Raw genomic sequence first — 25,624 nt, 5'->3', positions numbered from 1 at the left:
CTTCTCGCTGAACAACTCGATGCTGATCATCGCCGGCTCCCTGGTGGGCTCCAGCGGCGCGATCCTGTCGTACATCATGTGCAAGGCCATGAACCGCTCCTTCTTCAATGTGCTGCTCGGCGGCTTCGGCAATGCGCCGGACGCCGGTGCTGCGGCAGGTTCCAAGGAAGCACGCCCGGTGAAGTCCGGCTCGGCCGACGATGCGACTTTCCTGCTGACCAACGCCGACACCGTGATCATCGTGCCGGGTTACGGCCTGGCCGTGGCTCGGGCGCAACACGCGCTCAAGGAACTGACCGAGAAGCTGACTCATCGCGGTGTGACGGTAAAGTACGCGATCCACCCTGTGGCGGGCCGTATGCCCGGGCACATGAACGTACTGCTGGCCGAGGCCGAAGTGCCGTACGACCAGGTGTTCGAGATGGAAGACATCAACTCCGAGTTCGGTCAGGCCGACGTGGTACTGGTGCTGGGCGCGAACGACGTGGTCAACCCGGCCGCCAAGAACGATCCGAACTCACCGATCGCCGGCATGCCGATCCTTGAAGCGTTCAAGGCCAAGACCATCATCGTCAACAAGCGCTCGATGGCCAGCGGCTACGCAGGCCTGGACAACGAGTTGTTCTACCTGGACAAGACCATGATGGTCTTCGGTGATGCCAAAAAGGTTATCGAAGATATGGTCAAAGCTGTCGAATAACACTGCGCCAGCGCAGTACCCGAAACCCCGGCCTGAGATAGGCTGGGGTTTTTTCGTTCCCATGCTCTGCGTGGGAATGCAGCCAGGGATGCTCTGCGTCCCGCTGTGCACACTCCGATGAAACCCGACCAAAGGCTCTAAATCGCCACTCGGCATTCGACCATGGTAGCGGGCCGAAACTTTTTGAAATCACTACACTGCCCAACTTGCTTCCGCAGCCTGAGATAACCATTCATGTACCGTGATCGTATCCGCTTGCCTTCGTTGTTGAACAAGGTCATGAGCGCGGCAGACGCCGCTGCACTGATCGAGGACGGCATGACCGTCGGCATGAGCGGCTTCACCCGCGCCGGTGAAGCCAAGGCCGTCCCCCACGCCCTGGCCGAGCGCGCCAAGACGTCCCCGCTGAAAATCACCCTGATGACCGGTGCCAGCCTGGGCAACGACCTGGACAAGCAATTGACCGAAGCCGGCGTGCTGTCACGCCGCATGCCGTTCCAGGTCGATAGCACCTTGCGCAAGGCAATCAACGCCGGCGAAGTGATGTTTATCGATCAGCACCTGTCGGAAACCGTCGAGCAACTGCGCAACAACCAGCTCAAGTTGCCGGACATCGCCGTGATTGAAGCCGTCGCCATCACCGAACAAGGCCATATCGTGCCCACCACCTCGGTGGGCAACTCCGCCAGCTTCGCGATTTTTGCCAAGCAAGTCATCGTCGAGATCAACCTGGCGCACAACCCGAACCTGGAGGGGCTGCACGACATTTATATCCCTTCCTATCGGCCAACTCGCACGCCGATTCCGCTGGTCAAAGTCGACGATCGTATTGGCAGCCCGGCGATTCCCATCCCGCCCGAGAAAATCGTCGCCATTGTGATCACCAACCAGGCCGATTCCGCCTCCACCGTGACGCCACCCGACAGCGACACCCAGGGCATCGCCAACCACCTGATCAACTTTCTGAAACAGGAAGTCGATGCCGGGCGCATGACCAACAAGCTCGGCCCGCTGCAGGCCGGTATCGGCAACATCGCCAACGCAGTGATGTGCGGCTTGATTGACTCGCCGTTCGAAGACCTGACCATGTATTCGGAAGTGCTGCAGGACTCGACGTTCGACCTGATCGACGCGGGCAAACTGAGCTTCGCCTCCGGCAGCTCGATTACCCTGTCGGAGCGGCGCAATGCCGATGTGTTCGGCAATCTTGCGCACTACAAGGACAAGCTGGTGCTGCGCCCGCAGGAAATCTCCAACCATCCTGAAGTGGTGCGCCGCCTGGGTATCATCGGCATCAATACAGCGCTGGAGTTCGATATCTACGGCAACGTCAATTCCACCCACGTCTGCGGCACGCGGATGATGAACGGTATTGGCGGCTCCGGGGACTTTGCGCGCAATGCGCACCTGGCGATCTTCGTGACCAAGTCGATTGCCAAGGGCGGTGCGATTTCAAGCGTGGTGCCGATGGTCAGCCATGTGGACCATACCGAACATGACGTCGACATCCTGGTGACCGAAGTGGGCCTGGCGGACTTGCGTGGCCTGGCACCCCGCGAGCGTGCCCGCGTGATCATCGACAACTGTGTGCACCCGGCGTATCGCGACGCACTGAACGGCTACTTCGTTGCCGCCTGCGCTATCGGCGGGCATACCCCGCATATCCTGCGCGACGCACTGAGCTGGCACATTAACCTGGAAGAAACCGGGCACATGCTCAAGGCTTGAGGGATATACAACCGGGTTGGTGCCAATACAGTTTCATCGGCCCGGTGTTTGATCGCTATATCTATCAAAAACTGTACTGCTGTACCGGTCATTTCCTGAAGAAATATCCCACGTCCCTCACCGAAAAAGCCGATTTCGCACCGTTACGGTGCGAACAGGTACAGTTGCCCCCATTTCGTACCGTACAGCCTCTATAAACAGTTAACTGGCCCCTCACAATACAGGTGAACTGTATCTAGAGAGTCTTGCGTGCGAGGAGGATCATTGGCATCAGTTAAACCACTACCTAATCCCGCCACAAGCGGAAGGATGTCATCATGGAACGTACACTCAGTTCCGAACTGTTCTTCGAAGAAAAAGCTGTTAACACCCAGGCTTCCCTGCCTTTGCGCGTTCTCGCCAACCTGATGTTGTGGCAGCGCCGCATCTCCAGCCGCCACCAATTGGCTCGTCTGGATTCGCGTCTGCTGGCTGATGCCGGTATCAGCGAAGCTCAACGCTACGAAGAGCTGAGCAAGCCGTTCTGGCGCTGATTGGCGCTCGCTGGCCCTGACCCGCCGGGTCCACCGCCAGCACTCTGATTTGTCAAAGCAAAGCCCGCCCCGGGTAACCGGAGGCGGGCTTTGTTGTATCTGGATATGGGAACCGGAAACAGCAGCCCTCTACCAGACCAGTACAGTTTTCGTATTTATAAATAAAACCACAACAGTTAACCGCAGGCTTCCGAATGAGCAAGCGGTGACCTAATATCCAGTCACCACGTGGCGAACCTTGTAGAACGGGCGTCAGATGCCCAATTGCCCAACGTCCGTTTCACTGTGGCGGTTCTACGCCACCTTATTTGCTCATCTACAGGAGTCACCCCATGTCCCGTCTTCGCCTGCTGTGCACCGCCGCCCTGTTGGCCGTTGCTGCCAACGCCAACGCGAGCAGCTTTATCGTTACCACCGATTCGATCGTCGGCGCACTGAAAGCCACCTCCGACGCCACGTCCGATGCCACCTCCTCCCTGCGCGACAACAAGGTGGTGCGAGCCGCCCGTGACGACGCCGCCAGCTTTGTCGCAAGCGAAGGCGCCATCCGTGGCGTGAAACTGGAAAGCGCCCTGGCGCAGATCCGCCAGCAGGCACCGCAATTGAACACCGCCACTGACGCTCAATTGGCCCAGGCAATCCTGGCGATCTAACGCCAGGGCCGGCAGGAAGGGCCGTCACTGCACTGGCTCTCACCCGGTCATTGCGCTAGCCTTGGCGCTCGTTTTCAGTTGTCGAGTGCCATGGCTTTTTCATACCGCCTGTTGATTGTTCCGGTAATGCTCTGTGCCTGCTGGGCACCATTGGCTTCGGCCTTTGACGTCTCTGTTCAGAGCACCGTTGCCAGCGCGTACGCCACCAGCAAGGTGACGTCTGCACCGTTTGATAACAAGTTGGTCCGGGTCGCCAGGGATGATGCTGCTGCTTTCATTGCCACAGACGGCCAATGGCGGGGCGCGCGCCTGGAGTCCGCGCTGGATTACCTGCGCCGCACCCAGCCAAAACTTCATGCAAGCGACCTTGAACTGGCGCAGGCAATTCTCGTCCAATAATCATCTTTGTATAGCCATCTTTGTATTGGAGTCACCCCATGCGTAGCCCGTTGATCGTCGCCGCCCTCGGCCTGCTGTTTCTGGCTGATGTCGCCCAGGCGCAAACCCTGAAGGCCACCAGCAACATCGTGGTTCGCGCTTCGGCGCGCACCATTGATTTCACCTCTGACACCACCACCTCGATCCGCGATTCCAAGATCGTGCGCGAAGCCCATGATGATGCCGCCAGTTTCGTCGCCACCCATGGCGAGATCCGTGGCGCGCAACTCGAGGCCGCCTTTGACACCCTGCGCACCCGCGTACCAGAAGCCCGTGATGCCAGCGACCAGACGCTCGCCGAAGCTATCCTCGCTCTGTGAGGCGAATCAAGGCCTGGCTCCTGGCCGGGGCTGTGCTGCTGTGTGCCGGTGCGGCCCAGGCCAGCCTGCAACTGCAGCTCAAGACCGATGGCCTGAGCCCGGCTGAACAGCAGGCCACCCAGGCATTGCTCGATGAAGCGATGGGCGCCCTGCCGCCGCGCTTCATCGAGCAGCTGGACCGCCGCATCGAGGTCGGCTGGACCGACAAGATGCCTGAAAACGCTTACGGCCAGGCCTCACTGGTGTCCGAACTGGACCTCAACCGAAACCTGCTTGCCAGCCTGACCGACGGCAGCGCCGCCACCCGCAAAACCAACCGCCCCCATGGCACCGTGCGCCGGGAAATGCTCGCCACTGTGCTGCACGAACTGACCCACATCTATGACCGTGCGCGTCTGTGGTCCAAAGACGAGCGCGCCCTGATCCAGCGCTGCAGCCGCCAGAACAACATCACCGGCCTGATTGGCCTGCCCGATCAATGCCGTGGCCAGAACGACCGTCGCTTCACCCTGAGTGACGACCCTCGCCTGCTGGACCTCGCCGGCTGGCCGCAATACGTCGGCCGTCGCGGCGAACGCGAGCAGCACAACAACCAGGTGGTTCGCAGCCCGGATATCTACGAAACCACCAGCCCGCTGGAATTCGTCGCGGTCAACATGGAGTACTTCCTCCTCGACCCCAGCTACGCCTGTCGCCGTCCCGCGCTGGCGCGCTATTACAAGGAACATTTCGGCTGGGCGCCGCCGGGGCAGGATAAGTGCGGCAATACCTACGCCTTTCTGAACGCCGGCAACGATTTCGCCAAGACCCCGCTCGGCCAGATCGACCCGGAACGTGTGTACGAAATCGACTACCTGCTCGCCGAAGCCAACCAGAATCTGGTGAGCCGCTGGGGCCATAGCATGCTGCGCCTGGTGATCTGCGCGCCCGGCCGTCCTCGCGGGCCGGATTGCCGGCTGGACCTGGATCAGCACCTGGTGCTGTCCTACCGCGCCTTCGTCGGTGACGTACAGCTGTCGAGCTGGGATGGCCTGGTGGGCAAATACCCGTCGCGACTGTTTGTCCTGCCGCTGGCCCAAGTCATCGACGAGTACACCAAGACCGAACTGCGTGGCCTGGCGTCAGTGCCGCTCAAGCTCAATCGCCAGGAAATCAACGAAACAGTCGAACACGCCGCCGAGATGCACTGGAGCTACGACGGCAACTACTTCTTCATTTCCAACAACTGTGCGGTGGAAAGCTTGAAGCTGTTGCGCAGTGGCAGCGCCAACCCGCAATTGACCGGCCTGGACAACATCACCCCCAACGGCTTGCTGGAGGTGCTCAGCGCACGCGGGTTGGCCGACACCAGCGTACTGAATGACAAGCGCGAAGCGTTGCGCCTGGGCTATCACTTTGACTCGTTCCGCGAGCGCTACCAGGCGATGTTCGATGTACTGCGCAAGCGCCTGCCGATCAAGCAGACCCAAGTCGAAGACTGGCTGTCGCTGAATGCGCAGGAGCGCCGCCAATGGTTCAGCCAGGCCGACTTGCGAACCAGCGCCGCGCTGCTGTTGCTGGAGCAGGCCAGCTTTCGCAAACAATTGATGCTCGCCCAGGACGAAGTCAAACAACGCTACCTCAATGCGCGGGAGCTGAAGAACGGTGGCATGGAAAAAGCCAACAACACGTTGCAGCAAATCCTCGCCAACAGCGGCTTCCTCAGTCGCCCCGCCGAATTGCTCGACAGTGGCGGCTACGGCCTGCCGCAGCCTTCGGAGGCCAAGCGGCTGGAATCGGAAAGTGCCGAGCGCCAGAAGCAACTGCAATCGCTGACCGGCGAGCTGGATAAAGAAGTCAGGGCGCTGCTCGATCCGTCCCGCGCTGCCGAGATTGCCGCTTGCGAAGCCAATCTCAAGCAAATGGGCGAACACCTGCGAGCGTTGCATAAAGCGGCCGGCGGCCTCGAACTGCCGTAAACACTCAGCGAATCAAGTAATTCCAATGTGGGAGGGGGCTTGCCCCCTCCCACATTTTTTTATCCGCATAAGCCTCAAGACCGAATGTCACCTGTTTTCCCGGCGAAAGCTGGCTGAAAGCTTACCCGTCTAGGATCGCCCCACTGTCGGCAATAGACCGACTGTTAACAACAACAATGGTGATTCCCGATGTCCGCCCGTACCCGTCTGTTTTTCCCTACTCCCCCCGTACGCCTCGTGCCTTTCGTTCTGCGCTGAACCCACCCGGTTCGCCATTCCCTAGCCGCGCTACGCCTGGAGTATTCCTATGCTGACTTTCCTTGGCTTTGCCATGGTCATCACGTTCATGTTCCTGATCATGACCAAGCGCCTGTCTGCGCTGATCGCCTTGATCATCGTGCCGATCCTGTTCGCGCTGTTCGGCGGCTTCGCGCCGAAGATCGGCCCGATGATGCTCGAAGGCATCACCAAGCTCGCGCCGACCGGCGTGATGCTGATGTTTGCCATCCTCTACTTTGCCCTGATGATCGACTCCGGCCTGTTCGACCCGGCCGTGCGCAAGATTCTCAAGATGGTCAAGGGCGACCCGCTGAAAGTCTCGGTCGGCACCGCCGTGCTGGCCCTGGTGGTGTCCCTCGACGGTGACGGCGCCACCACGTACATGATCTGCGTCGCTGCGATGCTGCCGCTGTACAAGCGCATCGGCATGAGCCCGCGCATCATGGCCGGCCTGATTATTCTTGCCGGTGGCGTGATGAACATGACCCCCTGGGGCGGCCCAACCGCTCGCGCCGCCAGCGCGCTGCATGTGGACCCCTCGGACATCTTCGTACCGATGATCCCGGCCATGGCGGCCGGCGTGGTAGCGATCCTGGCGATTGCCTATATGTACGGCAAGCGCGAGCGTGCACGCCTGGGTGAACTGCATCTGCAAGGCGACGAGATCGACCACAGCGAAATCAGCGTGTCGCAATTTCCCGACGCCCGCCGTCCGAAGCTGATCTGGTTCAACGGCGCGCTGACGCTTGCCCTGATGTGCACGCTGATCGCCGGCCTGCTGCCGCTGCCCGTGCTGTTCATGGTGGCGTTCAGTATCGCGATGATCGTCAACTACCCATGCCTGCAGCAGCAGAAAGACCGCGTCGCCGCCCACGCCGGCAGCGTATTGGCGGTGGTCGGGCTGATCTTCGCCGCCGGCATCTTCACCGGCATCCTGTCGGGCACCGGCATGGTCGACGCCATGTCCAAGAGCCTGCTGGCGGTTATCCCTGAAGCCTTGGGACCGTACCTGGCGGTCATCACGGCGCTGGTGAGCATGCCGTTTACCTTCTTCATGTCCAACGATGCGTTCTACTATGGCGTGCTGCCCGTGCTGGCCGAAGCTGCCAGCCACTACGGCATCACCGCCGTGGAGATGGCGCGTGCGTCGATCGTCGGGCAACCGGTGCATCTGCTCAGCCCACTGGTACCCTCCACCTACTTGCTGGTCGCCCTGGCAGGTATCGAGTTTGGTGATCACCAGCGCTTCACCCTCAAGTGGGCAGTGCTGGTATGCCTGTGCATAATGTTCGCCGCGCTGCTGATGGGGATTTTTCCGCTGTTCAGCACTCTATAATCGTACCGACTCACTCACCGCGCGGCGCTACAGTCCGCGCGGTCTAATACTTGCTCAAAGGAATACACATGGAATGGCTGACCAATCCGGAAATCTGGATTGCCTTCTTCACCCTGACGGCGCTCGAGATCGTCCTGGGCATCGATAACATCATCATGATTTCGATCCTGGTCAGCCGCATGCCCAAGCACATGCAGGCGCGCACCCGGATCTTCGGCCTCGCCCTGGCGATGGTCACGCGCATCCTGTTGCTGCTGTCGATCACCTGGGTTATGCAACTGACCGCCGACCTGTTCGTGGTCTTCGGCCAGGGCATCTCCGGTCGCGACCTGATCCTGTTCTTCGGTGGCTTGTTCCTGCTGTGGAAAAGCTCCCAGGAGATGTACCACGCCCTGGAAGGTGAAGACGAAACCCACGACGAGCCGGGTGGCAAGGGTGGCAAGTTCATCTACACCATCATCCAGATCGCGATCATCGACATCGTGTTCTCCCTGGACTCGGTCATCACCGCCGTCGGCATGGTTTCCCATGTGCCGGTCATGGTCGCCGCCATCGTGGTTGCCGTATTGGTGATGATGCTGGCCGCCGGCACCATCAGCGAATTCATCGACAAGCACCCGTCGCTGAAGATGCTGGCGCTGTCGTTCCTGCTGGTGGTGGGTACCGTGCTGATCGCCGAATCCTTCGACGTTCACGTGCCAAAAGGCTACGTCTACTTCGCCATGGCGTTCTCGCTGGCGGTGGAAGCGGTGAACATCAAGATGCGCACCGCCATCGCGAAAAAGAAGAAGCAGCAGGATCCGGTGAAACTGCGCAAAGATATCCCGGGTCAATAAATTCAACCCGCTGTCGATCATTCCCACGCTCCGCGTGGGAATGCCGCCTCGGACGCTTCGCGTCCCGATCTTCATGACAGTTTTGTTTCAATCCCGCGTTCAGCTATGCGATGCTGGCGCAGAGCCCATTCGCCAACTACAGCTTAACCACAAGACGTAGAACGGCACGCGGCAACTTTCCTTCGCTCCTGCTGGAGCTCACCCACACGGGGGGCCGAGCATGCTGACCTTGCTCAATCTGCTTTCCGCCGTGACCCTGCTGATCTGGGGCACGCACATCGTCCGTACCGGCATCCTGCGGGTCTACGGCTCCAACTTGCGCCAAGTCATCGGGCAGAACATGTCCAAGCGCTGGCTGGCGTTTGTCGCCGGTATCCTGGTGACGGCCATGGTGCAGAGCAGCAATGCCACGGCAATGCTGGTGACGTCCTTTGTCGGCCAGGGGTTGATGAGCCTTACGCCCGCCCTGGCCACCATGCTCGGCGCCGACGTCGGTACCGCGTTGATGGCGCGGGTGCTGACCTTCGACCTGTCGTGGTTGTCACCGCTGCTGATCTTCCTCGGGGTGATTTTTTTCCTGTCGCGCAAACAGACGCGGGCAGGGCAGTTGGGCCGGGTCGGGATCGGCCTCGGGCTGATCATCCTGGCCCTGCAATTGATCGTCGAAGCCGCCGGGCCGATTACCCATGCCCAGGGCGTCAAAGTCATCTTCGCTTCGCTGACCGGCGATATCCTGCTCGACGCCCTGGTCGGTGCGCTGTTCGCGATGATTTCCTACTCCAGCCTCGCCGCAGTGCTGCTTACGGCAACCCTGGCCGGTGCCGGCGTGATCGGTCTGCACGTGGCCATCGGCCTGGTCATCGGCGCCAACATCGGCAGTGGCATCCTGGCCTTTCTCAGCACCAGCATGCAAAACACCGCCGGGCGGCAAGTCGCCTTGGGCAGCCTGTTGTACAAATTGATCGGCCTGCTGCTGATCATTCCGGTACTCGACCCACTCGTCCGCTGGATGGACGGCCTGGACTACAGCACCCAAGGCATGGTCATCACCTTTCACCTGCTCTACAACGTCAGCCGCTGCCTGATTCTGTTGCCCACTATTGGCCCGATGGCGCGGCTGTGCGAATGGCTGCTGCCGGAGCGTCCCGAGACCAACGGCAAAGCCAAGCCGCGCCATCTGGACCTGGCCTCGCTGAACACGCCGAGCCTGGCGCTGGCCAACGCCGCCCGCGAAACCCTGCGGCTCGGCGACCTGATCGACAACATGCTCACCTCGATGCAGGAAGTGCTGCGCGGCAACCAAACCGCCATTACCCAGCAAATGCGCAGCCTCAGCGATGACGTCGAGGCGCTTTATAGCGCGATCAAACTTTACCTGGCGCAAATGCCCCGTGAAGACCTGAGTGAGCAGGACAATCGACGCTGGGCAGAAATCATCGAACTGTCGATCAACCTGAAGCTGGCAGGCGACCTGATCGAGCGCATGCTGCGCAAAGTGCAGCAGCAGAAGACGTCCCAGCGCCGGCAATTTTCCGAAGTCGGCCTGGAAGAACTCAGCGGCCTGCACAGCCAACTGATCGCCAATCTGCGCCTGGGCCTGTCGGTATTCCTCAGCGGCGACCCGGAAAGCGCCCGCCAATTACTGCGGGAGAAACGCCGCTTTCGCGCCCAGGAGCGGCGCCTGGCCCACGCTCACGTCAGCCGCTTGCAGCGTAAAATCGTACAGAGCCTGGAAACCAGCTCCCTGCACCTGGAGCTGATCGCCGACATGAAGCGCCTGAACTCGTTGTTTTGCAGCAGCGCTTATGTCGTGCTGGAAACGTCCGACACCGGCGCACTCTCCGCCGACGATATTGCCGACATCACCCATTCGCCCTGAACGTACGCCAGCGAGCGAAGTCAGTTAACAACGGACCTCATTCGCCAGGAAGCTTGTTATGCGTCGCCTGTTACTCGCCTGCCTGCTCATGGGCTCGGCACACACCTTTGCCTTTGACCGCCTGCAGGTCGAAGGCTATACCTTGCCCAACGGCCTGCAATTGCTGCTCAAACCGGGCACCGAGCGCGGGCATGTGGCGATCCGCCTGGTAGTCGGCGTGGGCCTGGACGATTTCAGCTGCGACCAGAAAGAGCTGCCGCATTTGTTCGAGCACCTGCTGTTCAGCGGCATCGACGGCGGTAACGAAGGCGACCTCGAAGACCGCATGCAGGCCCTGGGCGGGGAGTGGAACGCCTACACCAGCAACGCCGACACCACGTTCGTGATCGAGGCGCCCGCGCAGAACCAGCGCAAGGTATTGGATCTGCTGCTGGCAATCGTCACCCGCACCCAACTGACCGACGCCAATATCAACGCCGCCAAGCAGGTGGTCGAGCGCGAGGACGGTGGCCATTATTCCCACTTGCAACGCCTGCTGGACCGCCAGGACTTGGGCCACAACGCCAGCAACCAGCTGGCCGTCGAGTTGGGCCTCAAGTGCGCCGAACGCGCCGAGGTCAACGCTCTGACCCGCGACCAGTTGGAGGCGCTGCGCAAAAACTGGTACGCACCGAACAACATGACCCTGATCGTCGTCGGCGACCTGGACAAACTGCTGCCGGCCTACCTGGAACGCACCTATGGCCAGCTCGACCCGGTAGAGCCGAGCGAACATCGACCGCTGCCGCAAATCCAGCAGGCCGCCGCCAGTCATCGCGACCTGATCCACGGCTGGGTCGGCGACAATGCCAAGCTGCACTGGCTGTTCCCGGAGCCGGTGCTGGAAGACCAGCATGATGAAACCTACGACCTGCTCAAGGACTACCTCGACTGGGCGTTGTACCGCCAATTGCGCCTCAGGCACGGCCTGTCCTACGGGCCCTGGAGCGAGCGTGAAGTGCTCGGCGGCGTTGGCTTCCTGAGCCTGAACGCCGACCTCGAACGGGAAAACCTCGAGCAAGCCGAGCAGGTATTGCAAGACCTCAAGGCCCGCTTGCTCAAGGATGGCCTCGACCCGGCGGTGTTCGCGCGCCTGCAGCAAGCCGCCATTGCACGTCAGGCCTGGGCCGTGCAGGGCAACAGCGCGCTGGCCGACTATTATTGGAGCGCCGCCGGCGAATATGACGATGGGCGCTTCAGCGACCCGGCCAAACGTATCAAGGCCGTGACCCTGGCCCAGACCAATCAGGCCATGCGCCAGGTATTGGAGCAGCCGGGCTACTGGCGCATCGAAAAACCGCTGTTGAGCTACAACGCCCTGAGCTGGATAGGCGCGGGCGTGCTGGGACTGATCGGGCTTGCGTGGATCGCCCTGCGGTTTTATCGCAAACGGCTCGCGTAATGAGGCGCCGAACAGCGGACCAAGACGTTATTCTGTCGCGGATTTTTCTAACCCTTATTGTGAATCGCCCATGCCAAACCTGCCGCCCCTTATCCAGCGCGTTATAGAACTGATCAAGCGCTACCCTGGGGTGATCGCACTCGGCGGCTTCATCTCGGGTGTGGGCAGCTTCATCCTGGTGGACCGCCAGCAAGGCATGGCCAGTTGGATCGCCGTGATCCTGCTGGTGAGCTGGTTGTGGCTGATGCTGGAAAACAGCTTCACCCAGCTGTTCACCAAGATGTTCAACCGCGAGATACCGGAACCGCTGCTGCGCTATGCGACCCAGATGATCCACCAGGAAAGTCTGTTTTTCGTGTTGCCGTTCTTTTTCGTCACCACGGCCTGGAACAGCGGCCAATCGGCGTTCACCGGCCTGCTCGGCGCGGCGGCGCTGGTCTCGATCATCGACCCGCTGTATTACAAGTGGCTGGCGCCCAAGCGCTCGCTGTTCCTCGCCTTGCATACGCTGACATTGTTCGCCGCACTGCTGACCGCGCTGCCGATCATCCTGCACCTGACGACCGCCGAAAGTTACAAACTGGCACTGGGCGTCGCCATGGCCCTGTCGATTCCGAGCCTGGCCGCCAGCCTGCCGCTGCGCAGCGTCAAAGGCTGGGCAATGCTGCTGGGGGTGACAGCCGCTATTGGCAGCGCCGGCTGGTTGCTGCGTAGCTGGGTGCCACCTGCCACCCTGTGGATGACTGAAGTGGCCATCAGCACCCAGCTGCAAGACCGCACACCGGGCGACGACCTCAAGCAAGTCAGCGCCGCCCAGCTGCGCAGCGGCGGACTGTACGCCTACACCGCAATCAACGCGCCGCGCGGCCTCGATGAGCGGATCTACCATGTGTGGAAATTCAACGGCAAGGAAGTCGACCGCATTGCCCTGGATATCCATGGCGGCCGCAAGGAGGGCTACCGCGCCTGGACGCACAAGCAGAACTTCCCGCCGGATGCGGTAGGCCGCTGGCAGGTGCGGGTGCTCACCGAAGACGGGCAAGTGATTGGCGTGCTGCGCTTTAACGTCACCGACTCAGCACAAACGGACAACCCGCCATAGGCCCGATCGTGCTATTACGTAGCAATTGTGGACAGCCAAATACGCTCGGAGCTTATGACCACTCCCACGACGGCCGGCGCGGCCCAACTCGATACGTCCCGCACACCGCCGTTGCTGCGCATTACCGGTGACTGGACGCTTGCCCATTACGCAAAGCTGAAGAAGCTGTCGAACACACTCGACGGCCAATACGACGCCGGCGCGCACATCGACCTTAACGGCCTCGGCGCCCTGGATACTGCCGGCGCTTCGCTGCTGGTGGAGTTGCTGGGCCCCGAACGTATCGAACGCTCCGCCGAGCAGAGCGATTGCAGCCTGTCCGCCGCCGACCGGGCACTGCTCAAGACGGTCTACCGCTCGCTCAATGATTTTTGCGTACCGCTCAAGGAGCCGGAAGAGGGCGCCGGTGTGCAACTGCTGGCGCGCATCGGCCGCGCCGTGGACACCGTCTGGCAAGACGGGATGAAACTGTTGGGCTTCATCGGCCTGATCCTCGAAACCTTCGTGCGCGGCATCCTGCGGCCCAAGCGCTGGCGCCTGACGCCGGTGGTCGCGCATATCGAACAGACCGGCCTGGATGCCGCGCCGATCGTTGCGCTGCTGACCTTTCTGGTCGGCGCCGTGGTGGCCTTCCTCGGCGCCACCGTGCTCAAGAGCTTCGGCGCGACGATCTTCACCGTGGACCTGGTGGCGTTTTCATTCCTGCGCGAATTTGGCGTGTTGCTCACCGCCATCCTGATCGCCGGTCGCACGGCCAGCGCCTTTACCGCACAAATCGGCTCGATGAAGGCCAACGAAGAAATCGACGCGATCCGCACCCTGGGCCTGGACCCGATGGAGCTGCTGGTGCTGCCGCGGGTCCTGGCATTGCTGGTGGCGCTGCCGATGCTGACATTCCTGGCGATGCTCTCGGGGATTGTCGGCGGTGGCGTGGTGTGTGCGGTGGCTCTGGATATTTCGCCGGCGATGTTTCTGTCGCTGCTGCAATCGGACATCGGCGTGCAGCATTTTCTGGTGGGCATGGTGAAAGCGCCGATCTTCGCGTTCCTGATCGCCGCGATCGGTTGCCTGGAAGGCTTCAAGGTCAGCGGCAGTGCCGAGTCGGTCGGCGCGCACACCACCTCCAGCGTGGTGCAGTCGATTTTCGTGGTGATCGTGCTGGACGCGGTCGCGGCAATGTTTTTCATGGAGATGGGCTGGTGAGTCGTCTGCATCGAGCGCCCACTGAGGCGGTGATTGAAGTTCGCGGCCTGTGCAATCGCTTTGGCAGCCAGAGCGTGCACGAGAATCTCGACCTGGATTTGTACAAGGGCGAGATCCTGGCGGTGGTCGGCGGCTCCGGCAGCGGCAAGTCGGTGTTGCTGCGCAGCATCGTCGGCCTGCGGCGGCCCAGCGAAGGGCAAGTGCGGGTATTGGGCAAGGACCTGCCGAATTTGTCCGAGCATGAACGTTCACTGGTGGAACGGCGCTTCGGCGTGCTGTTCCAGAAGGGCGCCTTGTTTTCCTCGCTGACCGTCACCGAGAACGTCGCCTTGCCGTTGATCGAGCATGCCGGGCTCAGCCGCGCCGATGCCGAGCATCTGGCGGCGGTCAAGCTGGCCCTGGCCGGGCTGCCGTTGTCGGCGGCCGACAAGTACCCGGCGTCGCTGTCCGGCGGCATGATCAAGCGCGCCGCCCTGGCGCGCGCGCTGGCCCTGGACCCGGACATCCTGTTTCTCGACGAACCCACCGCCGGCCTTGACCCGATTGGCGCGGCGCAATTCGACCAACTGATCCTGACCCTGCGCGACGCGCTGGGCTTGAGTGTGTTCCTGGTCACCCACGACCTCGACACGCTGTACACCATCACCGACCGCGTGGCGGTGCTGGCGCAGAAGAAAGTCCTGGTGGCGGACGCCATCGATGTCGTCTCGGAAACCGATGACGCCTGGATCCACGACTATTTCCACGGCCCCCGAGGCCGCGCGGCATTGGATGCCGCTCAATCGCTCAACGAGGTATGACATGGAAACCCGAGCCCATCATGTGATGATCGGACTGTTCAGCGTAATAGTGGTGGTCGGCGCGATGCTGTTCGGCCTGTGGCTGGCCAAATCCAGCGTCGACAGCGCCTTCCAGGACTATGAGGTGGTGTTCAACGAAGCGGTCAGCGGCCTGTCCCAGGGCAGCTCGGTGCAGTACAGCGGGATCAAGGTGGGCGATGTCACCAGCCTGCGCCTGGACCCCAAGGACCCGCGCCGCGTGCTGGCGCGCATCCGCCTCGCCGGGCAAACGCCGATCAAGGAAGACACCCAGGCCAAACTGGCACTGACCGGCATCACCGGCACGTCGATCATCCAACTCAGCGGCGGCACCCCGCAGAGCCCGGAACTCAAGGGCAAGGACGGCAACCTGCCGGAGATCATCGCGTCGCCGTCGCCCATCGCCCGCCTGCTCAATAACAGCAACGACCTGATGACCAGCGTCAACCTACTGCTGCATAACGCCAACCAGCTGTTCTCCCGGGAAAATGTCGAACGCTTGAGCACCACCCTGGACAATCTGCAGCAAACCACCGGCGCCATTGCAGAACAGCGCGGCGACATCAAAGTGGTGATGCAGCAATTGATGCAAGTGAGCAAGCAGGCCGGCGGCGCGCTGGAACAGACCACCGTATTGATGCGCAACGCCAACGGTTTGCTCAACGACCAAGGCAAGCAAGCCTTTGGCAGCGCGGAGCAGGCAATGAAGTCCCTCGAGCAAAGCACCGCCACCCTCAACACCTTGCTGGCCAACAACAAGGACTCGGTGAACAGCGGCCTGCAGGGCCTCAATGAACTGGCGCCGGCCGTGCGCGAACTGCGCGAAACCCTCGGTTCGCTACGCGCCATCTCCCGCCGCCTGGAAGCCAACCCCAGCGGTTACCTGCTGGGCAGTGACAAGAACAAGGAGTTCACGCCATGAAGCGTGCTTACCGAATCATCGCTCCCGTGGCCTTTGCATTGATGAGCGCGTGCTCGATCCTGCCCAAGCCGGACCCGTCCGACGTCTACCGCCTGGCGTCGACCCAGCCCGTCAGTCAAGGTACGCCGGTGAGCTGGTCACTGCGCGTGACCAAGGCACAGACCAGCGAATTTCTCGACAGCCCACGCATCGCGGTGGTGCCCAATGGCGATCTGATCAGCAGCTATGCCCACTCGCGCTGGAGCGACCCGGCGCCGGTGCTGTTGCGCAATCGCCTGCTGGATGGCTTCCAGCGTGATGGGCGGGTGACGCTGTTGAGTACCGATGAGACCAACCTGCAGGCGGACTATGAGCTGGGAGGCCAGTTACAGGCGTTTCAGAGCGAATACCATGGCACGGCAGTGGAGGTGGTGATTCGCCTGGATGCGCGGCTGGTGCGCGGCAGTGATCAGCGGATTATTGCCAGCCGGCGGTTTGAGGTAAGGCAGAAGGTGGGGGATACCAAGGTGCCGGCGGTGGTGGCTGCTTTTGGGCAAGCCGGGGATCAACTGAATAGGCAGGTAGTGGATTGGGTTGTGGCGCAAGGCAATACTGCTGCGAAACACTGAGGGCCTCATCGGGGGCAAGTCGAATCGTCGCACCGCCCCTCCCACAGTTTGAATGTGTTCACAGATCTAAATGTGGGAGGGGCGGTGCGACGATTCGACTTGCCCCCGATGGCTATCTAAGCCTTAACCAAAGAACCAGTAGCACACCGCAATAGCCGCGACCACGCCGGCAAACTCCGCCAACAACGCACACCCCACCGCATGCCGCGCCCGCTGGATGCCCACTGAGCCGAAGTACACCGCCAACACATAAAACGTGGTCTCGGTACTGCCCTGGATCGTCGCCGCCACCAACGCCGGGAAGCTGTCCACCCCCTGGGTCTGCATGGTCTCGATCAGCATCGCCCGCGCCGCGCTGCCGGAGAACGGCTTGACCATCGCGGTGGGCAGCGCGTCGACAAACCGCGTGTCCATGCCGGTCCAGGCCACCAGGTGGCGAATCCCTTCCAGGCCGAAGTCCAACGCGCCGGAGGCACGCAATACGCCCACCGCACAGAGCATCGCCACCAGATAGGGCAGCAGGTTCTTGGCGACGTCAAAACCTTCCTTGGCACCTTCGACAAAGGCCTCATACACCTTGACCTTGCGCAAGGCGCCGATCACAAGGAACAGCATGATCAAGCCAAACAGCGTGAGGTTGCCCAGGATCGAAGACAACCCGGCCAGCGCCGTGGCGGACAGGGTCGCCAGCAGCGCCATGAAGCCCCCCAGCACCAACGCGCCGGGAATCAGGTAGGCGAGCACGACCGGGTCCCACAGGCGCAGGCGCTGCATCACCGCTACCGACAGCAGGCCCACCAGCGTAGACGCGCTGGTGGCCAGCAGGATCGGCAGGAACACCAGCGTCGGGTCGGCAGCGCCTTGCTGGGCGCGGTACATGAAGATGGTCACCGGCAACAGCGTCAGCGAGGACGCATTGAGCACCAGGAACAGGATCTGTGCGTTGCTCGCCGTATTGGGGATGGGGTTGAGTTCCTGCAGCGCCTTCATGGCCTTGAGGCCGATGGGCGTGGCGGCGTTGTCCAGGCCCAGGCCGTTGGCGGCGAAATTGAGGGTGATCAAGCCGATAGCCGGGTGGCCGGCGGGCACCTCCGGCATCAGGCGACGAAACAGCGGGCCCAGGGCCCTGGCCAGCCAGTCGACGATCCCGGCTTTTTCGGCGATACGCAGAAAACCCAGCCACAACGTCAGGGTGCCGAACAAGAGCACCATGACCTCCACCGACAATTTGGCCATGGCGAAAATGCTTTCCACCATCGCCGCAAAAATTCCGGCGTTACCGCCCACCAGCCATTGCGCCAGTGCTGACACCATTGCCACCACAAAGAAGCCAAGCCACAGGCCATTGAGCATCAGTTGAATCCCCCGAAAGATGGGCGAATGATAACGGGGCTGACAGAAACGACAAACCCCGGAATTATCCGGGGTTTGTGTCAGAGCATTCGAGCGATCAGCCGCGAGTGATCTCGCCGGCCGGCAGCACCTCTTTGCTGCGCCAGTGCGGCAGCGAATTCCAGTAGCGCTCGCCCTTGGCATCGTCGTACATGCCTTCCCAGCGCGAGATAACCAGCACGGCCAAGGCGTTGCCGATCACGTTCAGCGCGGTACGCGCCATGTCCATCACACGGTCGACACCCGCGATAAACGCCAGGCCTTCCAGTGGGATGCCCACGCTGCCCAGGGTCGCCAGCAACACCACGAAGGACACACCCGGCACGCCGGCGATGCCTTTGGAGGTGACCATCAGGGTCAGCACCAGCATCAGTTGCTGGCCGATCGACAGGTCGATGCCGTACAGCTGGGCAATGAAGATCGCGGCGATGCTCTGGTACAGGGTCGAACCGTCGAGATTGAACGAGTAACCCGTCGGCACCACGAAGCTGCAGATCGCCTTCGGCGCGCCGTAGGCTTCCATCTTCTCGATCACACGCGGCAGTACGGTTTCGGAACTGGCGGTGGAGTAGGCAAGCACCAGCTCGTCCTTGAAGATGCGCATCAGCTTGAGGATCGAGAAACCAAACAGGCGGGCGATCAGGCCCAGCACCGCAAACGCGAAGAACAGTATCGCGACGTAAACCAGGATCACCAGCTTGGCCAATGGCAGCAGCGAGGCGAAGCCGAAGTTGGCGACCGTCACCGCGATCAGCGCAAATACACCGATAGGGGCGTACTTCATGATCATGTGAGTGACTTTGAACATGCTCTCGGACACGCCCTGGAACATGGTCACCAGCGGCTCGCGCAGTTCCGGCTTAAGGCTCGACAAGCCCAGGCCGAACAGCACGGAGAAGAAGATGATTGGCAGCATCTCGCCACGGGCGACGGCTGCGAAGATGTTCGACGGGATCAGGTTGAGAATAGTCTCGATGAACGCATGCTCATGCTGCACTTCGGCGGCGGTGGCCTGGTACTTGGAGATATCGACAGTACCCAGGGTACTCATGTCGATGCCCGCGCCCGGATGGAACAGGTTGGCCAGCAACAGGCCGACCACGATGGCGACGGTGGTGACGACTTCAAAGTAAAGGATGGTCTTGACGCCGATGCGACCCAGCTTTTTCGCGTCACCCACACCGGCAATACCGACGATCAGCGACGAAATCACGATTGGGATAACGATCATCTTGATCAGGCGGATAAAGATATCGCCTGCCGGCTGCAGCACGTTGCTGATCCACCAGGCTTTTTCAGCACTGAAATGGTTGAGCACTGCACCGATTGCGATCCCCAGCACCAAACCGATGAGGATCTGCCAGGCGAGGCTTAGCTTTGCCTTCTTCATGTCATTACCCTTACTTCAAGTGAACTTAAGGCAAATGCGCCAGCTGGACCGCTCGAAAGCGAAAAAGTGTGAGCATCTGCCTCCATGGAAGGTCACCGCAGCGTGGCCGAAATGGCTTACTGGCAGGCGAAAAAAGGCGCAACTATTCCCATGCAAGGCGGCGACGTCTAATGCCGTAAACGCCTACCCTATGCCGAATCGGCATGGTTTTTTTTGAAAATAATTGTCTGAACGGTCAGTTCGGATATGCCATTGAAGCGGGTGAACCGGCCGTGAAGCTGCCAATTCCGGCTTGCGCAGAGGTAGCTGAGGACTTGGGGTGTTGGGTAGAAATGCTTGGAATATCCGCGGCATGGCGTGAGAAATAGCCTATTGCGCTCGGAAAAATTTATCGATGGATGGTCGCGCCGACACACTACGTAATGATTGGCGAGAGGCAAAACGAGGAATGCCAGCTATGGCCGGCATGATGCCCGGGCTTTGAGAGTCATAAGCCCGCCGCAAGTTCAGCAAGCTTGAGGACTTGTGAACTTGCGTCGCAGCTTTTCACCTGACCCGGCCCTTGCGCAGGCACTCCCTGTGCCCGTAGGTCACGCCGATCCTGATCGATCAGAGCAACCCGGCCCCCTGGTCATGCATCGCATTTGGTATGCGATGCAAACAGAAAGAAGCGAACTGGCTTCTTTCTATGGACGCCGGCTCCGTAAGACGGAACCTAGTACCAATTCGGATCTTTCTTCAGCTGCTCCATGAGCAGCTTCTGCATACCTTCATCCGGCTTACCGATAAAGCGGTAATCGGCATGCCGCGTCGGCGATTTGTCCGCCGGCAGGCCGGCCGGGACTTCCACCAACATGGCGTAGGCATCTTCCTTATCGAAGCTGAAAGCGACGATCAGGCGCTTGTTCCGGCAGGTATCTGCCGTTTCACACAGCGGACCTACCAGGTACTTCTCACCGTCTTCTTCGACAGCGTTCATCTGCTCCGCCGCGCCCGACAGGTTCATCACCCATTCGGGCAGGCGCTGCTCTTTCTTGACCACGCCTTGCCAGGTTTCACGGTATTGCGCATCCGTGCTGAGCAATTCATTGGCCCGGGATTGGCCGTCGTTGGCGGCCATCACCAGGCTGCTGCCGCCCAACAGCAGGGCGGCGGCTATGGCTTTAAAAGGCACAGTGGTCATATTCAGCCTCGGCCTTTGCGACCAAAGAAGAACGACGCGATAAACATCACCAGGAAGACCACGAAGAGAATCTTGGCGATACCCGTAGCGGTGCCGGCGATACCACCGAAGCCCAGGACTGCAGCCACAATGGCGATGATCAGAAATGTGATTGCCCAACTCAACATGGTGATTCTCCTTAAGCTTTCATAGGGGTAACAGCGGTGATGCCATGCAGTCGCTCGACGCGAGCGACGATGTGTTGCTTAGAACACCCAGCGTTCTTGAACCGGCAGTTCGCTCAGGGTGGACTCCTGGTCTGCCAGTCGCAGTTGCGGGGCTGTTGCATCAGCAGTCGTGCTGCCAACGGAACGGAAATGGGTCTGGGTCATGACGGGGCGTTCGAACTGCGGGGCCTGCTGCTGACTCTGCTGCCAATGCTGCATCTGCTGGCCGGCAATCAGCGTGACCATCAACGCCAGGCTGGCGAACAGACCTTGCTGCACGTGAAGCGGCGATACACGCAATTGGCTGAGGCTTTGGCGAGTCATACTGCTTTCTCCCGCATTCTGATTATTCGGTCATGACGCTCTATGCAGTAACAACTATTGCAGAGCTCATGCCAGCTTTTTTATAAAATAAAACTCAATAAAATCAGACACTTAAGAATTATCTATCGGCACACAGCACAGCATCCTGCACGATGCACTGTCAGGGGCCGTGCGAAATGCACGATGGTCAGTGGTCGGGTCGAGGGATCGAAAGCGAATGGACGATTGCCGAAGGGGCGAGAAGCTATGAAAACGCCACTAGATCGGGCCTTTTACTAGGGCGTGTAGGAAGATGTGCAGATAGCTACGCGATGCTTCCTTTTATCGATCAGAATAAACCATGCAACTTGCCCGATTATTCCGGGACTAAACACCAACATTCACAGTTAAGGAGCGCGGGACAGATGGAATCAGCCAAGGAACTTCAAGGCCGCATTCTTTTAGTGGATGACGAGTCCGCGATCCTCCGGACCTTCCGCTATTGCCTGGAAGATGAAGGCTACACCGTCGCCACCGCCAACAGCGCAGCCCAAGCCGATGCCTTGATGCAACGCCAAGTGTTCGACCTGTGCTTTCTCGACTTGCGCCTAGGCGAGGACAACGGCCTGGATGTATTGGCGCATATGCGTATTCAAGCGCCATGGATGCGTGTCGTGATCGTTACCGCCCATTCGGCGGTGGACACTGCAGTCGATGCGATCCAGGCCGGCGCCGCCGACTACCTGGTCAAGCCCTGCAGCCCGGACCAACTGCGCCTGGCCACCGCCAAGCAGCTTGAAGTACGCCAGCTCTCGGCACGCCTGGAAGCCCTGGAAGGCGCGGTGCGCCAGCCCAAGGACGGCCTCGACTCCCATAGCCCGGCCATGATGGTGGTACTGGAAACCGCACGGCAGGTCGCCGGCACCGATGCCAATATCTTGATCCTCGGCGAGTCAGGCACCGGTAAAGGCGAGTTGGCGCGGGCCATTCACGGCTGGAGCAAACGCTCGAAAAAATCCTGCGTGACCATCAACTGCCCATCGTTGACCGCAGAACTGATGGAGAGCGAACTGTTCGGCCACAGCCGCGGCGCATTTACCGGCGCCAGCGAGAGCACATTGGGCCGCGTCAACCAGGCCGACGGCGGCACGCTGTTTCTCGACGAGATCGGCGACTTTCCGCTGACTCTGCAACCCAAGTTGCTGCGATTCATTCAGGACAAGGAATACGAGCGAGTGGGCGACCCGGTTACCCGCCGCGCAGACGTGCGCATTCTCGCCGCCACCAACCTGAACCTGGAAGACATGGTGCGCGACGGCCGCTTCCGTGAAGACTTGCTGTACCGCCTCAATGTCATCACGTTGCACCTGCCGCCGCTGCGCGAGCGCAGCGAAGACATCCTCACCCTGGCCGACCGCTTCCTGGCGCGTTTCGTCAAGGAATATGCCCGCCCGGCGCGCGGCTTCAGCGATCAGGCGCGCGAAGCGCTGCTCAACTATCGCTGGCCCGGCAACATCCGCGAGCTGCGCAACGTGGTGGAGCGCGCCAGCATCATCTGCCCTCAGGAGAAGGTCGAGATCAGCCACCTCGGCATGGCCGAGCAACCGATCAACAACGCCCCACGCATCGGTGCGGCACTGAGCCTGGACGAATTGGAAAAAGCCCATATCGGCGCGGTACTTGCCACCAGCGATACGCTGGATCAAGCCGCCCGCACCCTCGGCATCGATGCGTCGACCCTGTATCGCAAACGCAAACAGTACAACTTATGAGCTGTACTTCATGAAGCTCGCGATGAAACTGCGCACCCGGTTATTCCTGAGCATCTCGGCGCTGATCACCGTGGCCCTGCTGGGGCTGATCCTGGGCCTGGTCAGCGTGATGCAGATGGCCAAGACCCAGGAGTCGTTGATTCGCAGCAATTTCGTCACCCTCGACCTGGGCGTGAAGTTGCGCCAGAGCCTGGGCGATCAACTGATCATGATGCTCGAAAAGCGGCCTGACCCGGCTGCCCTGCAAGCCTCCAAACAGCGCTACTTTGACCTGTTGGACCAGGGCATAGCCCATGAACAGAGTGACGGTCACACCCACGGTTTCGAGCAGGCACGCGAGGACTATCAGAACCTGCTGCAGGCTTTTGACGAGTCTCAACAGAACCCGTCTCTGCCGAGCAGCAGGCAAAAGCTCACTGAAGCCTTCAATACCCTGCGCAACGGGCTGATCGTCCACCACAAGCTGGCGCTGGAAAATATCAGCACCAGCGAGCATAAATCCCGTGAACGTGCGCTGCTCGTCGCCAGCTTGCTGGGGCTGGTGGGCCTTGCGGTGTTGATCATCGGCTTCGTGACCGCCCATGGCATTGCCCGGCGATTCGGTGCACCCATCGAAGCGCTGGCCAAGGCTGCCGATAAAATCGGGCAAGGCGATTTCGAAGTGACATTACCGATATCGACGGCGGCGGAAATGAACCTGCTGACCCGTCGCTTCGGCATCATGGCCGAGGCCTTGCGCCAACACCAGGCCACCAATGTCGATGAGTTGCTCGCCGGTCAGCAGCGCTTGCAGGCGGTGCTCGACAGCATCGACGATGGCCTGCTGATGATCGACCGCCAAGGCCGCCTTGAACACCTCAACCCCGTCGCGCAACGCCAGCTGGGTTGGGACGAAGAACGCCTCGGCCAGGGCCTGGGCGAAGCGCTGGGCCGCCCGGAAATGGATGAACAACTGCATCTGGTGCTGCGCGGCGGCAACCTGGAGCGGGCGCCGGAAGATCTGGAAGTGGAAGTCGAAGGTGAGCTGCGCCTGCTGACGTACAGCCTGACCCCGGTGAGCCACACCGAGGGGCATATTCTGGGCGCCGTGATGGTGCTGCATGACGTCACCGAGCAACGTGCCTTTGAGCGGGTGCGCAGCGAGTTCGTGTTGCGCGCCTCCCATGAATTGCGCACACCGGTGACCGGCATGCACATGGCCTTCGGACTTTTCCGCGAGCGAGCCAAGTTCCCGGCTGAGTCGCGCGAAGCCGACCTGCTGGATACGGTCAACGAAGAAATGCAGCGGTTGATGCAGTTGATCAACGATTTGCTCAACTTCTCGCGCTACCAGAACGGCCTGCAGAAACTCACGCTGGGGCCGTGCGACGTCACCGACCTGCTGGAACATGCCCGGGCCCGGTTCGCGGAACCGGCGAACGCGCAACGCGTCGAACTGCTGGTGGAAGCCCAGTCAGGCCTGCCACGCCTGTACGCCGACCAGGCGCAACTGGAGCGCGTGCTCGACAACTTGCTGGGCAATGCCCTGCGGCATACTGCCGAGGATGGGCAGATTCGCTTGCAGGCGCGACGTCATGGCGAACGGGTGATTATCAGCGTCGAGGACAACGGTGAAGGCATTGCCTACGGCCAGCAAGGGCGCATTTTCGAGCCCTTCGTGCAGGTAGGGCGCAAGAAAGGCGGCGCCGGCCTGGGGCTGGCGCTGTGCAAGGAGATCGTGCAATTGCACGGCGGCCGCATGGGCGTGTATTCACGGCCGGGGCAGGGCACACAGTTCTATATGGCCTTGCCTCTGTAAGCACCCATTCAGCGTTGGTTCAAGGCGCGCAGGATCGCCGCGCTTTGTGCATCCGGCGTTCCGTCGAACAACGATGGGCGGAAACGCATCTGGAATGCGGCGATCACGTGACGCGTGGCCACGTCCAGCTCACCGGTTTGCGGCGTCGGGTAGCCCAGACGCGCCAGTTCTTCCTGGAACCAGGTGATGCTCGGCAACTGCGCGGCGTACTGCTGCTGCAATTGCGCCACTGCCTGGGCATTCGGCCAGACCCCCAGGCCCTCATCGGCCAGGCGCTTCCATGGGAACAACGGGCCCGGGTCCAATTTGCGCAGCGGCGCGATATCGCTATGCCCGATGATGTTCCTGGGGTTGATACCGTTACGTTTGCTGATGTCCTTGAGCAGCACCACCAGCGACTTCACCTGCGCCTCGGAGTACGGGTACCAGACCCGGCCGGTCGGGGTATCGCTATAGCCGGGGTTGACGATCTCGATGCCGATGGAGCTGGAGTTGAGCCAGGTACGCCCCATCCACTCGCTTTCCCCCGCATGCCAGGCACGCTGGCTTTCATCAACCAGCTTGTAAATTGTGCCTGAGGCGTCATCGCCGATCAGGTAATGGCTGCTGACCTGGCCGTGGGTCAGCAGCGCCAGGGAGCGCTCGAGGTTGGCAGAGGTGTAATGCACCACCACGAACTGCACGCGGTTGTCGTGATTCACGGAAGGATGGCTGGTATTGAGGCGCGGGCCGCTGGAGCAGCCGGCAAGCAGAACAACGGCAACGGCGATGAAGAAAGATTTCATAGGAGAAGGCATTACACAAAGGACGATAATGCAACAGTGTA

General features: G+C 60.9%; 24 protein-coding genes. 18 read left to right on the top strand and 6 right to left on the bottom strand.

The features are described from left to right. The 16 genes from J1G34_RS08250 to J1G34_RS08175 form a co-directional block, all read left to right on the top strand. Positions 1-700 (top strand): NAD(P)(+) transhydrogenase (Re/Si-specific) subunit beta (locus J1G34_RS08250; protein ID WP_222993771.1); only part of this gene is annotated, 700 nt, incomplete at its 5' end. Between the two features lie 234 nt (positions 701-934). Beyond that, positions 935-2,428 carry an acetyl-CoA hydrolase/transferase family protein gene (locus J1G34_RS08245; RefSeq protein WP_065886796.1) on the top strand — a complete coding sequence of 498 codons (1,494 nt, stop codon included), beginning with the start codon at positions 935-937 and terminating at the stop codon, positions 2,426-2,428. 317 nt (positions 2,429-2,745) lie between these two features. Next, a complete protein-coding gene (locus tag J1G34_RS08240) occupies positions 2,746-2,961 on the top strand; it encodes a DUF1127 domain-containing protein (protein ID WP_003187413.1) in 216 nt (71 codons plus the stop codon). A gap of 332 nt (positions 2,962-3,293) precedes the next feature. Next, the gene (locus J1G34_RS08235; protein ID WP_057725665.1) at positions 3,294-3,614 is read left to right on the top strand and encodes a DUF2388 domain-containing protein; all 321 of its coding nucleotides are present in this window, start codon (positions 3,294-3,296) and stop codon (positions 3,612-3,614) included. 90 nt (positions 3,615-3,704) lie between these two features. Continuing rightward, complete coding sequence (locus tag J1G34_RS08230) at positions 3,705-4,013, top strand: DUF2388 domain-containing protein (RefSeq protein WP_065886812.1); 309 nt, start codon at positions 3,705-3,707, stop codon at positions 4,011-4,013. A gap of 38 nt (positions 4,014-4,051) precedes the next feature. Continuing rightward, on the top strand, positions 4,052-4,372 hold the full coding sequence (locus J1G34_RS08225) for a DUF2388 domain-containing protein (RefSeq protein ID WP_056790589.1): 321 nt from the start codon (positions 4,052-4,054) through the stop codon (positions 4,370-4,372). Next, positions 4,369-6,330, top strand: coding sequence for a DUF7844 domain-containing protein (locus J1G34_RS08220; RefSeq protein WP_222993769.1), 1,962 nt, complete (start codon positions 4,369-4,371; stop codon positions 6,328-6,330). Before J1G34_RS08225 ends, J1G34_RS08220 begins: the two co-directional genes overlap by 4 nt. Positions 6,331-6,637: 307 nt before the next feature. Next, complete coding sequence (locus J1G34_RS08215) at positions 6,638-7,945, top strand: CitMHS family transporter (protein ID WP_065886794.1); 1,308 nt, start codon at positions 6,638-6,640, stop codon at positions 7,943-7,945. A gap of 68 nt (positions 7,946-8,013) precedes the next feature. Continuing rightward, complete coding sequence (locus J1G34_RS08210) at positions 8,014-8,781, top strand: TerC family protein (RefSeq protein ID WP_017139071.1); 768 nt, start codon at positions 8,014-8,016, stop codon at positions 8,779-8,781. Between the two features lie 220 nt (positions 8,782-9,001). Beyond that, the gene (locus tag J1G34_RS08205) at positions 9,002-10,660 is read left to right on the top strand and encodes a Na/Pi cotransporter family protein (protein WP_065895299.1); all 1,659 of its coding nucleotides are present in this window, start codon (positions 9,002-9,004) and stop codon (positions 10,658-10,660) included. A 58-nt stretch (positions 10,661-10,718) separates the two neighbouring features. Continuing rightward, a complete protein-coding gene (locus J1G34_RS08200; RefSeq protein ID WP_222993767.1) occupies positions 10,719-12,101 on the top strand; it encodes a M16 family metallopeptidase in 1,383 nt (460 codons plus the stop codon). A 70-nt stretch (positions 12,102-12,171) separates the two neighbouring features. Further along, entirely contained in the window at positions 12,172-13,203 is a 1,032-nt protein-coding gene (locus J1G34_RS08195) for a DUF5924 family protein (RefSeq protein ID WP_065897864.1), read from the top strand. A gap of 54 nt (positions 13,204-13,257) precedes the next feature. Further along, entirely contained in the window at positions 13,258-14,406 is a 1,149-nt protein-coding gene (locus tag J1G34_RS08190) for an ABC transporter permease (protein WP_065897863.1), read from the top strand. Continuing rightward, the gene (locus tag J1G34_RS08185; protein ID WP_065895295.1) at positions 14,403-15,206 is read left to right on the top strand and encodes an ABC transporter ATP-binding protein; all 804 of its coding nucleotides are present in this window, start codon (positions 14,403-14,405) and stop codon (positions 15,204-15,206) included. The genes J1G34_RS08190 and J1G34_RS08185 overlap by 4 nt, the downstream gene beginning before the upstream one ends. 1 nt (position 15,207) lies before the next feature. Continuing rightward, positions 15,208-16,146: an MlaD family protein gene (locus tag J1G34_RS08180; protein WP_065886788.1), complete on the top strand. Its 939-nt coding sequence runs from the start codon at positions 15,208-15,210 to the stop codon at positions 16,144-16,146. Beyond that, on the top strand, positions 16,143-16,754 hold the full coding sequence (locus J1G34_RS08175) for an ABC-type transport auxiliary lipoprotein family protein (protein WP_065895294.1): 612 nt from the start codon (positions 16,143-16,145) through the stop codon (positions 16,752-16,754). Before J1G34_RS08180 ends, J1G34_RS08175 begins: the two co-directional genes overlap by 4 nt. Positions 16,755-16,877: 123 nt before the next feature. Here J1G34_RS08175 and J1G34_RS08170 read toward each other — a convergent pair whose 3' ends face one another. From J1G34_RS08170 to J1G34_RS08150, 5 genes are all read right to left on the bottom strand, one after another. Continuing rightward, positions 16,878-18,107 carry a nucleoside recognition domain-containing protein gene (locus tag J1G34_RS08170; RefSeq protein WP_065895293.1) on the bottom strand — a complete coding sequence of 410 codons (1,230 nt, stop codon included), beginning with the start codon at positions 18,105-18,107 and terminating at the stop codon, positions 16,878-16,880. A gap of 97 nt (positions 18,108-18,204) precedes the next feature. Continuing rightward, positions 18,205-19,536, bottom strand: a complete 1,332-nt coding sequence (gltP, locus tag J1G34_RS08165; RefSeq protein WP_222993765.1) for a glutamate/aspartate:proton symporter GltP — start codon at positions 19,534-19,536, stop codon at positions 18,205-18,207. A gap of 715 nt (positions 19,537-20,251) precedes the next feature. After that, on the bottom strand, positions 20,252-20,719 hold the full coding sequence (locus J1G34_RS08160; RefSeq protein ID WP_065886785.1) for an inhibitor of vertebrate lysozyme family protein: 468 nt from the start codon (positions 20,717-20,719) through the stop codon (positions 20,252-20,254). A gap of 2 nt (positions 20,720-20,721) precedes the next feature. Continuing rightward, positions 20,722-20,886 (bottom strand): DUF1328 domain-containing protein, encoded by a 165-nt coding sequence (locus J1G34_RS08155; protein ID WP_003187386.1) that lies wholly within the window; start codon positions 20,884-20,886, stop codon positions 20,722-20,724. Between the two features lie 78 nt (positions 20,887-20,964). Further along, positions 20,965-21,249 carry a hypothetical protein gene (locus J1G34_RS08150; RefSeq protein WP_065895292.1) on the bottom strand — a complete coding sequence of 95 codons (285 nt, stop codon included), beginning with the start codon at positions 21,247-21,249 and terminating at the stop codon, positions 20,965-20,967. Positions 21,250-21,653: 404 nt separating this feature from the next. Between J1G34_RS08150 and algB the strand changes: the two genes are divergently transcribed. Beyond that, positions 21,654-23,000: a sigma-54-dependent response regulator transcription factor AlgB gene (algB, locus tag J1G34_RS08145; protein ID WP_222993763.1), complete on the top strand. Its 1,347-nt coding sequence runs from the start codon at positions 21,654-21,656 to the stop codon at positions 22,998-23,000. 10 nt (positions 23,001-23,010) lie between these two features. Beyond that, positions 23,011-24,798, top strand: coding sequence for an ATP-binding protein (locus J1G34_RS08140; protein WP_065895291.1), 1,788 nt, complete (start codon positions 23,011-23,013; stop codon positions 24,796-24,798). A gap of 8 nt (positions 24,799-24,806) precedes the next feature. On the opposite strand, the gene J1G34_RS08135 is transcribed toward J1G34_RS08140, so the two are convergent. After that, positions 24,807-25,583, bottom strand: coding sequence for an N-acetylmuramoyl-L-alanine amidase (locus tag J1G34_RS08135; protein ID WP_065897861.1), 777 nt, complete (start codon positions 25,581-25,583; stop codon positions 24,807-24,809). Between the last annotated feature and the right edge of the window lie 41 nt (positions 25,584-25,624).

This window comes from Pseudomonas sp. Wu6, from assembly GCF_019891515.1.
Classification (GTDB): domain Bacteria; phylum Pseudomonadota; class Gammaproteobacteria; order Pseudomonadales; family Pseudomonadaceae; genus Aquipseudomonas; species Aquipseudomonas orientalis_A.
This window is presented reverse-complemented; position numbering and strand designations above follow the sequence as displayed.

Excerpts from the sequence above, each read along its gene's own strand:
- J1G34_RS08245 (WP_065886796.1), top strand. The coding sequence starts at position 935 with ATGTACCGTGATCGTATCCGCTTGCCTTCGTTGTTGAACAAGGTCATG.
- J1G34_RS08240 (WP_003187413.1), top strand. The coding sequence starts at position 2,746 with ATGGAACGTACACTCAGTTCCGAACTGTTCTTCGAAGAAAAAGCTGTT.
- J1G34_RS08235 (WP_057725665.1), top strand. The coding sequence starts at position 3,294 with ATGTCCCGTCTTCGCCTGCTGTGCACCGCCGCCCTGTTGGCCGTTGCT.
- J1G34_RS08230 (WP_065886812.1), top strand. The coding sequence starts at position 3,705 with ATGGCTTTTTCATACCGCCTGTTGATTGTTCCGGTAATGCTCTGTGCC.
- J1G34_RS08225 (WP_056790589.1), top strand. The coding sequence starts at position 4,052 with ATGCGTAGCCCGTTGATCGTCGCCGCCCTCGGCCTGCTGTTTCTGGCT.
- J1G34_RS08215 (WP_065886794.1), top strand. The coding sequence starts at position 6,638 with ATGCTGACTTTCCTTGGCTTTGCCATGGTCATCACGTTCATGTTCCTG.
- J1G34_RS08210 (WP_017139071.1), top strand. The coding sequence starts at position 8,014 with ATGGAATGGCTGACCAATCCGGAAATCTGGATTGCCTTCTTCACCCTG.
- J1G34_RS08205 (WP_065895299.1), top strand. The coding sequence starts at position 9,002 with ATGCTGACCTTGCTCAATCTGCTTTCCGCCGTGACCCTGCTGATCTGG.
- J1G34_RS08200 (WP_222993767.1), top strand. The coding sequence starts at position 10,719 with ATGCGTCGCCTGTTACTCGCCTGCCTGCTCATGGGCTCGGCACACACC.
- J1G34_RS08195 (WP_065897864.1), top strand. The coding sequence starts at position 12,172 with ATGCCAAACCTGCCGCCCCTTATCCAGCGCGTTATAGAACTGATCAAG.
- J1G34_RS08190 (WP_065897863.1), top strand. The coding sequence starts at position 13,258 with ATGACCACTCCCACGACGGCCGGCGCGGCCCAACTCGATACGTCCCGC.
- J1G34_RS08180 (WP_065886788.1), top strand. The coding sequence starts at position 15,208 with ATGGAAACCCGAGCCCATCATGTGATGATCGGACTGTTCAGCGTAATA.
- J1G34_RS08175 (WP_065895294.1), top strand. The coding sequence starts at position 16,143 with ATGAAGCGTGCTTACCGAATCATCGCTCCCGTGGCCTTTGCATTGATG.
- J1G34_RS08170 (WP_065895293.1), bottom strand. The coding sequence starts at position 18,107 with ATGCTCAATGGCCTGTGGCTTGGCTTCTTTGTGGTGGCAATGGTGTCA.
- gltP (WP_222993765.1), bottom strand. The coding sequence starts at position 19,536 with ATGAAGAAGGCAAAGCTAAGCCTCGCCTGGCAGATCCTCATCGGTTTG.
- J1G34_RS08160 (WP_065886785.1), bottom strand. The coding sequence starts at position 20,719 with ATGACCACTGTGCCTTTTAAAGCCATAGCCGCCGCCCTGCTGTTGGGC.
- J1G34_RS08155 (WP_003187386.1), bottom strand. The coding sequence starts at position 20,886 with ATGTTGAGTTGGGCAATCACATTTCTGATCATCGCCATTGTGGCTGCA.
- J1G34_RS08150 (WP_065895292.1), bottom strand. The coding sequence starts at position 21,249 with ATGACTCGCCAAAGCCTCAGCCAATTGCGTGTATCGCCGCTTCACGTG.
- algB (WP_222993763.1), top strand. The coding sequence starts at position 21,654 with ATGGAATCAGCCAAGGAACTTCAAGGCCGCATTCTTTTAGTGGATGAC.
- J1G34_RS08140 (WP_065895291.1), top strand. The coding sequence starts at position 23,011 with ATGAAGCTCGCGATGAAACTGCGCACCCGGTTATTCCTGAGCATCTCG.
- J1G34_RS08135 (WP_065897861.1), bottom strand. The coding sequence starts at position 25,583 with ATGAAATCTTTCTTCATCGCCGTTGCCGTTGTTCTGCTTGCCGGCTGC.